Raw genomic sequence first — 2125 nt, forward strand, 5'->3', positions numbered from 1 at the left:
AGCGAACATCCGCAACTGGCGTTCCAGCAGGCCCTGATCGAGGCGGTGGCGAAAGTCACCCACATCGCCCCGGTCGATTCGCGGGGCGAGATCATCGGCTCGCCCGTGGTTTCACCGGGCGTGATCCAGTATCCGCTGCGGAAACTGGGTCTGTGTGCCGGGATCACCAGTGCGCCCTACCGCACGACCACCGAGGTCTATCCCGACAGCCCGCGGGCCACGCCCGAGCAGTGCAACGCCGCGCAGGTGGCCGCGGTATGCGCGGCGATCGATTTTGCGTTGACGCATGCGGCGTGAACCGCCAGGCGGGACGGATGCCCAGCGTTCGGTGCGTGCGCAGATTCACAAGGGCCGGATCGTGAGGCCGCGGTGCTTCGCGCCATGACGTTGTCCATGCCGATCTTCGATCCCCATGCACGAATCGACACCCTCACGCTGGACGATGGCCAGCGGGTGCATGTCGTGGATGATGCACTGGCCGAACCCGAGCGCCTGCGCGCCTGGGTGCTGGATCATGCCGATGCGTTCGAACCGGTCGGATTCAGCCAGTACCCGGGCCGTTACATCATGGCGCCGGCGATCGTACAGGAGGACATGCGGCGGTACTTCCTGAAACAGATGCGCCCGCTGTTTGATGCCCGTCGACTGCTGCGCCTGCACGCGCGGTTTTCCATCGCCACGCAGTTGCCCGAGCAACTGCGTCCGCCGCAATGGTTGTGCCATCGGGATCACTTCGGACTCGATGCCAGGCAAAGCATCCAGGCTTCGGTGTTATACCTTTTCGAGGACGATGCACTCGGCGGCACCGGGTTCTACGCTCCCGCACGCCCTGCCCGGGAGATGTCAGCACTTTTCAACGATGCCATCCGCATGTCCGGTGATGCCTTCGGGCAGCGCTACGGGTTGTCACCCGGCTACATCACCGAGTCGAACCGCTACTTTCAGCGTACGGGTGGGGTATCCGCGCGCTGGAACCGCATGGTGTTCTACGACGGCCAGGCGCTGCACTCCAGCGACATTGCCGAACCAGGGCGTCTGAATGATGACCCGCAACACGGGCGGCTTACCCTCAACGGTTTCTTCACGAGCACGCGTCACGCACGTTGATCCGGGTCGAATGCAGACGCAGGTACTAGGATGGCAAGGCGCCGCTGCGGCGGATGGAACTCGGGCGCCCGTTGTACTCAGGGGCATCACGGCTTCGGCAACGAAATGACCTGATCGGGCATCGGCGAATACCGATGGATCAAGCTTGGCTTCAGTGCCGCCAGCCGCGACCGTTGAAATCGCCCTGGCCGACGCCGATCGAGATCCTGACCCCGCCGGTCGGGTGCTCGCAGCTACCTGTCGCCTTGCTGAAGTTGATCGTGCCGGTCTGGTAGTTGCCGCTGACGCGATTACCCGTAACCACGCCCATGCCCACGCTCCCATGGACCTGGGCCTGGTTGTAGGTGGAGTCGTCGCAGGACGGTCCTTGGGCAAGGTCCTGACGTTCTGGCCGACCGCTGGTGTCGCCGTAATAGACCCCGGGAGCCGATGCACGGGGGCGGGAGGTCTTGTCCGAGGTGGCGGGTGCGGCTGCTGCTGCATACCCCGAGGCCGCGGCTGTGCTGGCACTGGATGCGGGCGTTGCGCTGCTGCTGCTGGCCGGGACACTGCCGGGCGGCAGTTCCAGGTTCAGCGGCTTTGGCGGTTTCTGCGCCCAGGCCGAGGCGGCCAGCACGCTGGCGATGCAAAGGACGAGGGTACGTCTGGCTTTCATGCGGGCTCCGGGTCCAGGAACTGATCTGGACGCTACCATTAGAGTCTATCGCGGTTACCGAAGTTCCAGCGATCTGCGCTGTTGTTATGCTGGGGCCCCATTCAAGGAGCCTGCAATGAGCCGCCCACCCACCGCCTTTCTGTTCGATCTCGATGGCACGCTGGTCGACAGCGTCTACCAGCATGTACTGGCCTGGAAATCCGCCTTGGACAGCGAGGGCATGGAGATCTCCGTGTGGCGGATTCATCGCCGCATCGGCATGAGCGGCGGACTGTTCACGGACATCCTCCTGCGCGAGACCGGGCTGGACATCACCGAGGAACGCGTGGCGCGCCTGCGCAAGGCGCATGCCGAAGCCTACGG

The 2125-nt window shown here is 64.5% G+C and carries 2 protein-coding genes and 2 pseudogenes; 3 read left to right on the forward strand and 1 reads right to left on the reverse strand.

Features of this window, described 5'->3' with window-relative positions:
* Together PF446_RS08085 and PF446_RS08090 are read left to right on the forward strand one after the other, a co-directional pair.
* Window positions 1-297, forward strand: a pseudogene (locus tag PF446_RS08085) (peptidase); the annotation flags it as partial.
* Between the two features lie 84 nt (window positions 298-381).
* Window positions 382-1107 (forward strand): DUF6445 family protein, encoded by a 726-nt coding sequence (locus tag PF446_RS08090; protein ID WP_298070907.1) that lies wholly within the window; start codon window positions 382-384, stop codon window positions 1105-1107.
* 151 nt (window positions 1108-1258) lie between these two features.
* Here PF446_RS08090 and PF446_RS08095 read toward each other — a convergent pair whose 3' ends face one another.
* Window positions 1259-1762, reverse strand: coding sequence for a hypothetical protein (locus PF446_RS08095; protein ID WP_298070909.1), 504 nt, complete (start codon window positions 1760-1762; stop codon window positions 1259-1261).
* A gap of 115 nt (window positions 1763-1877) precedes the next feature.
* Here PF446_RS08095 and PF446_RS08100 point away from each other — a divergent pair.
* A pseudogene (locus PF446_RS08100) lies at window positions 1878-2125 on the forward strand (HAD family hydrolase); the annotation flags it as partial.

This window comes from Oleiagrimonas sp. (assembly GCF_027858935.1).
GTDB lineage: Bacteria > Pseudomonadota > Gammaproteobacteria > Xanthomonadales > Rhodanobacteraceae > Oleiagrimonas.

Bases quoted from the DNA above. Each gene is read 5' to 3' on its own strand.
- PF446_RS08095 (WP_298070909.1), bottom strand. From the start codon at position 1,762: ATGAAAGCCAGACGTACCCTCGTCCTTTGCATCGCCAGCGTGCTGGCC.
- PF446_RS08090 (WP_298070907.1), top strand. From the start codon at position 382: ATGACGTTGTCCATGCCGATCTTCGATCCCCATGCACGAATCGACACC.